Consider the following 6,000-nt stretch of genomic DNA (forward strand, 5'->3'; position numbering starts at 1 on the left):
CGCAGAGGGCTCCGGGTGGCGCCGTATCCGCCGCATCGGACGCCGCCCCGACCGATGCCTTGAACGATGCCCGGACCGATGCCCGGACCGATGCCCCGACCGACGCCCCGCTCGACGATCAGCACGACGCTCCGTACGACGCCGTGGTGCTCGCGGGAGGCGGCGCCAGACGGCTCGGCGGTGCGGACAAGCCCGGCGTACGGGTGGGCGGCCGGGCGCTGCTCGACCGGGTGCTCGGCGCGTGTTCCGGAGCGGGGACGACGGTGGTCGTCGCCGCTCCCCGGCCGACCGCGCGCCCCGTGGAATGGGCGCGCGAGGAACCCGCCGGGGCAGGGCCGCTCGCCGCGCTCGACGCGGGGCTGCGGCGCACGGAGGCGGAGCAGGTGGTGGTGCTCTCCGCCGATCTGCCGTTCCTGGAGGAGCGGACGGTCCTGCGCCTTCTCGTCGCGCTGCGGGAGAGCGGCGCGGACGGTGCGGTGCTGAGGGACCCCGGCGGCCGGGACCAGCCGCTGGTCGCCGCCTACCGCAGTGCGTCGCTGAAGCGTGAGATGGCGCTGCTCGCCGCTGAGCACGATGGTCTGACGGGTCTTCCGCTCAAGTCGCTCACCGCGCGGCTCGAACTCACCCGGGTCACTGACCCGGTCGCGTCCTTCGACTGCGACACCTGGGACGACATCGCCGCCGCACGGGCACGTATCAGGGAGCATGGGCACGTGTTGGATGAATGGATTTCCGCAGTCAAGGACGAACTGGGCATCGAGCTCGACGTCGACACCGGCTTGCTGCTCGACCTCGCCCGCGACGCCGCACACGGCGTGGCCAGGCCTGCGGCTCCGCTGACCACCTTCCTGGTGGGGTATGCGGCGGCGCGGGCCGCAGAGGGCGGCGGGCCCGAAACGGTGGCCGAAGCCGCCCGCAAGGCGGCGGCGCTGGCCACGCGGTGGGCCGAGGAGGGCGGCTCCGAGGCGGGGCCCGGCACAACGCCGGGTGCGGTCCCCGGCGAAAAGCCCGTCGCCGGGCCTGACGAGAAGGCGGGCGACCCCGACCCGGGCCAGGACGCGCGGGACGCCATGCGGCCGGATGCCGGATGACTGGGCGGCCCGCGCCGGACGCCGAACTCGACGAGGCTCTCGCCCTGGTGAACGACGATCATGACCGCAGGTCCGGCATGCGCCCCGACGGTGCGTCCGCCGGCGGCGGCCCTCGAAGTGCGTCGGCCGCCTCGGGTGACCCGGGGCACGAAGCCGCGCCCCGGCCTCCGTCCGGTCCTGCGGCACCCTCCGCACCCGCCGTACCCACCGCCGCGAGCGGACCCGGCGCCCCCAGCGACCGCACCACCCCCACCACCCCCAACAACCCCACCACCCAAGCCAAGCACCGCGACATCACCCCCTGGCCCGCCGCCCGCACCACCGCCGGACGTGCCCCCGGCCCCGTTCCCTCCACGGCGCCGGCCACCGCGCCGTCCGCCGTCTCCCTGGGGCAAGCGCTCGGTCTCGTTCTTGCCGCGCCCCTCGCCGCCCTCACCGATCTGCCCTCCTTCGACACCTCGGCGATGGACGGCTGGGTCGTCGCCGGGCCCGGCCCCTGGGACGTTCGGGCCGACGGGATTCTTGCCGGGCACGGGCAGCCCGAGCCGCTCTCCGACGGCGAGGCCGTGCGGATCGCGACCGGGGCGCGGATCCCGCAGGAGGCCACCGCCGTCATCCGCAGCGAGCACGGCCTTATCGACGACAAGGGGCGGCTGCACCCCCAGCGTGACGTCACACAGGGGCAGGACATCCGGCCGCGCGGCCAGGAGTGCCGATCCGGCGAACAACTCCTGCCACTCGGCACCCTGGTGACCCCGGTGGTGCTCGGTCTCGCGGCAGCCGCGGGGTACGACGAACTGCCCGTGGTCCCCCGGCCCAGGGCCGAAGTGCTGATCCTGGGCGACGAGTTGCTGACCGAAGGGCTCCCCCACGAGGGTCTCATCCGTGACGCGCTCGGGCCCATGCTCCCGTCCTGGCTGCGCTCGCTCGGTGCGGAAGTCATCGCGGTGCGCAGGCTCGGTGACGACGCCGAGGCGCTCCACCAGGCCATCACCACCTCGACCGCCGACCTCATCGTCACCACCGGCGGCACCGCATCCGGCCCGGTCGACCACGTCCACCCCATCCTGCGCCGCATCGGCGCCGAACTCCTCGTGGACGGCGTCGCGGTACGCCCCGGGCACCCCATGCTGCTCGCCCGCATCCGCCCCGACCAGCACCTCGTCGGCCTGCCCGGCAACCCGCTCGCCGCCGTCTCCGGCCTGCTGACCCTGGCCGAGCCCCTGCTGCGTACGCTCTCGGGGCGCCGCGCCCCGTCGACGTACACCGCTGTTCTGCGCGAGGACGTGCACGGGCATCCGCACGACACCCGGCTCGTCCCCGTCACCCTCCGCGCCGACCACGCGGTGCCGCTGCACTACAACGGCCCGGCCATGCTGCGCGGGATCGCGGTGGCCGACGGCCTCGCGGTCGTTCCGCCGGGTGGCGGACGACAGGGCCAGGAGCTTGAGGTCCTCGACCTCCCGTGGGCGCTGTCCGAAGCAGGAACGGGCGCGGACACGGCCGGGGAGTGTTTCACGTGAAACTTCCCGGCCACGACGCCATCGCCCGCCATCCCGACGAACACCTTGTGACCCACCGGATCAAGCTGCCCCGCCGAGTCGTCGAGCGCCCCCTGCTCCAGGTCGGCAAGCGGCTCCTCATGGCGCTCGCGGTGCTCGCCCTGACGACCTTCATCGTCTGGATCGACCGCAGCGGCTATCACGACAACTCGGACAACCGGCTCGACTTCCTCGACGCCGCCTACTACTCCACCGTCACGCTCTCCACCACCGGTTACGGCGACATCGTCCCGTACAGCGACAGCGCGCGGCTCTGCAACATTCTCCTGATCACGCCGCTGCGCGTGCTCTTCCTGATCATCCTGGTCGGCACCACTCTCGAAGTGCTCACGGAACGTACGCGCGAGGAATGGCGCCTGAACCGCTGGAGGTCCAACTTGCGTGAACACACCGTCGTCGTCGGCTTCGGTACGAAGGGCCGCTCCGCGATCCAGACCGTCTGCGCGACCGGTCTGAAGCCCGAGCAGATCGTGGTCGTCGACCCGAGCGCGAAGGTCGTCGACGCCGCCACGGCGGAGGGCTACGCGGGCGTCATCGGCGATGCGACGCGCAGCGATGTGCTGCTCCGTGCCGAGGTGCAGCGCGCCCGGCAGATCATCATCGCGACCCAGCGCGACGACACCGCGGTACTGGTCACGCTGACCGCCCGGCAGATGAACCGCGCGGCGAAGATCGTGGCCGCGGTGCGCGAGGAGGAGAACGCTCCGCTCCTCCGTCAGTCCGGCGCCGACGCGGTGATCACCAGTGCCAGCGCGGCGGGACGGCTGCTCGGCCTCTCCGTGCTCAGCCCCAGTGCGGGCATGGTCATGGAGGATCTGATCCAGCAGGGCAGCGGGCTCGATCTCGTCGAACGGCCGGTGATAAAGGCCGAGGTGGGGATGGGAGTCCGCGAGACGGACGACCTCGTCGTGAGTGTCGTACGCGGGCACCGGGTGCTCGGGTACGACGATCCTGCCGTCGGGAAGCTGCAGTTGATGGACCGTCTCATCACCATCGTGCGGGCGACGCCGACGTCACCGATGGCCCCCGACGCCCGGTCGAATCCGCCGCGCGGCGGTCTGCGCACGTAGTCGGACCGGCTGGAATCCGCAGAGAGTAGCCTCGCCCGCATGCATGCGATCACGATCCCCGAAGCCGGCGGACCCGAAGCGCTCGTATGGGCCGAGGTCCCCGATCCCGTACCCGGCGAGGGTGAGGTGCTGGTCGACGTCGTCGCCAGCGCCGTGAACCGCGCCGACCTGCTCCAGCGCCAGGGCTTCTACAACCCGCCACCCGGCTCGTCCCCCTATCCGGGCCTTGAGTGCGCGGGCCGCGTCACCGACATCGGTGCCGGTGTCTCCGGCTGGGAGATCGGCGACGAGGTGTGCGCGCTGCTCGCCGGCGGCGGCTACGCCGAGCAAGTCGTCGTCCCCGTCGGCCAGCTGATGCCCGTTCCCCAAGGCGTCGACCTCGTCACGGCGGCCGCGCTGCCCGAGGTGACGTCGACGGTCTGGTCCAACGTCTTCATGATTTCCCACCTCCGCCCCGGCGAGACGTTCCTCGTGCACGGCGGCTCCAGCGGTATCGGCACCATGGCGATCCAGCTGGCGAAGGCCGTCGGCGCCACGGTGGCGGTCACGGCGGGCAGCAAGGAGAAGCTCGACTTCTGCCGGGAGCTCGGCGCGGACATCCTCATCAACTACCGCGAGCAGGACTTCGTCGAGGAGATCAAGAGCGCCACGGACGGCGCGGGCGCGGACGTCATCCTCGACAACATGGGCGCCAAGTACCTGGACCGGAACGTGCAGACCCTCGCCACCAACGGTCGGCTCGCGATCATCGGTATGCAGGGCGGCGTCAAGGGCGAGCTGAACATCGCCACGCTCCTGAACAAGCGCGCCGCCGTCACCGCGACCTCACTGCGCGGCCGTCCCGCCGCGGAGAAGGCGACGATCGTCGCGGCGGTGCGCGAGCATGTGTGGCCGCTGATCGCCGCGGGCCACGTACGCCCGATCGTCGATCAGACGGTGCCGATGAGTGATGCGGCGGCCGCCCATCGCGTACTGGAGGAGAGCTCGCACATCGGAAAGGTGCTGCTCGTTCGCTGAGCGCTCCGCCGCCGGGTTGCCGAGACGGGTCGCTGAGACGGGTCGCCGAGACGGGTTGCCAAGACGGTCGAGATGCCGGAGTTGTGTCACTGTGTGACGCTTGGTGCAGCTTCAGTGATCTCTCTTGATCTTGGCGACCCGGTAGCGGGAGGGGGTCAGCGTGATGACTCCATGGCTGCGCCTGATGACTCCATGGCTTCGCCGTCTGTTGATCCTGACGGTGCTCCTGGCCGTCTCACCGATATCGCTCTCGTACGCGGCTGATCCCTCTCCCGGCGAGACCCGTGCCGGAAGCGTTCCCGGCGAGGGCAGGGTCCGGCCGGGGCGGGCAGATCCGGTGCCACCACCGCCCCCGCCTCCGTCGGTGTCCGAGCCCCCTGACAAGCAGGCCGACGAACAGGACGTACAGGCGGACAAGCTGGCCGCCGACCAGGCCGACAAGCAGGGCGACAGGCGGTCCGGCACCAGTACCACCGCGTCCGACGCCACCCGGCGGACCGCCACAGGACCGGCCGTCCCCGGCCTTCGCGTCCTGCCGCTCGGCAGCGGACTCGTCCTCATCGGCCTCGGAGTCGCCTTCTTCGCCGTGCGGCTGCGCCGCGGCTGACAAGACCGGGCCCGTCGTACACGGTGGATCAGCGGCAAATGGGGGCACCACCGATGTGTGATGTACGCGTGCGAGAGAATGGCGGCATGGAGATGCCGAGGAACGAAAGGTCGCCGGAGAGCCCCCAGGTCCTGGTTGTCGGACAGGACGGAATGGCGCTCGGCGGCGGCGGAGACGACGAATCCCGCGAGGTCCCGGTGACGGACATGGTCGAACAGCCGGCGAAGGTCATGCGCATCGGCAGCATGATCAAGCAGCTGCTCGAGGAAGTGCGGGCGGCACCTCTCGACGAGGCGAGCCGGGTACGGCTCAAGGAGATCCACGCCAGTTCGGTCAAGGAGCTCGAGGACGGTCTCGCCCCCGAGCTCGTCGAGGAACTGGAACGACTCTCCCTGCCCTTCACCGACGAGGGAGTGCCCAGCGACGCCGAACTGCGCATCGCGCAGGCCCAGCTTGTGGGCTGGTTGGAAGGGCTCTTCCACGGGATCCAGACGGCTCTCTTCGCGCAGCAGATGGCGGCGCGGGCGCAGCTGGAGTCGATGCGGCGCGCGTTGCCGCCCGGTGTGGGCGGCGGCGAGGAGGAAGAGGACGGCGGTATCGCGGGGCGGTCCGGAGGGCCTTACCTCTAAGCGGTCACCAGGTACCAGAAACGC

Annotated in this window: 6 protein-coding genes; all 6 read left to right on the forward strand. The window is 71.4% G+C overall.

What is annotated here, in order from left to right; genetic code table 11:
• Positions 1–146: 146 nt before the first annotated feature.
• The 6 genes from ACFQ7F_RS12375 to ACFQ7F_RS12400 all read left to right on the forward strand — a co-directional run bounded on the left by ACFQ7F_RS12375 (position 147) and on the right by ACFQ7F_RS12400 (position 5,976).
• A complete protein-coding gene (locus ACFQ7F_RS12375; RefSeq protein ID WP_383269630.1) occupies positions 147–1,091 on the forward strand; it encodes an NTP transferase domain-containing protein in 945 nt (314 codons plus the stop codon).
• Entirely contained in the window at positions 1,088–2,614 is a 1,527-nt protein-coding gene (locus ACFQ7F_RS12380; protein ID WP_383269616.1) for a molybdopterin molybdotransferase MoeA, read from the forward strand. The genes ACFQ7F_RS12375 and ACFQ7F_RS12380 overlap by 4 nt, the downstream gene beginning before the upstream one ends.
• On the forward strand, positions 2,611–3,723 hold the full coding sequence (locus ACFQ7F_RS12385; protein WP_383269617.1) for a potassium channel family protein: 1,113 nt from the start codon (positions 2,611–2,613) through the stop codon (positions 3,721–3,723). Before ACFQ7F_RS12380 ends, ACFQ7F_RS12385 begins: the two co-directional genes overlap by 4 nt.
• A 39-nt stretch (positions 3,724–3,762) precedes the next feature.
• Positions 3,763–4,740 carry an NAD(P)H-quinone oxidoreductase gene (locus tag ACFQ7F_RS12390; protein ID WP_383269619.1) on the forward strand — a complete coding sequence of 326 codons (978 nt, stop codon included), beginning with the start codon at positions 3,763–3,765 and terminating at the stop codon, positions 4,738–4,740.
• Positions 4,741–4,903: 163 nt separating this feature from the next.
• Entirely contained in the window at positions 4,904–5,347 is a 444-nt protein-coding gene (locus tag ACFQ7F_RS12395; RefSeq protein ID WP_383269620.1) for a hypothetical protein, read from the forward strand.
• Between the two features lie 86 nt (positions 5,348–5,433).
• Positions 5,434–5,976 (forward strand): bacterial proteasome activator family protein, encoded by a 543-nt coding sequence (locus ACFQ7F_RS12400; RefSeq protein WP_383269622.1) that lies wholly within the window; start codon positions 5,434–5,436, stop codon positions 5,974–5,976.
• Positions 5,977–6,000 lie beyond the last annotated feature (24 nt).

The sequence above is a fragment of the Streptomyces sp. NPDC056486 genome, assembly GCF_042795295.1.
Classification (GTDB): domain Bacteria; phylum Actinomycetota; class Actinomycetes; order Streptomycetales; family Streptomycetaceae; genus Streptomyces.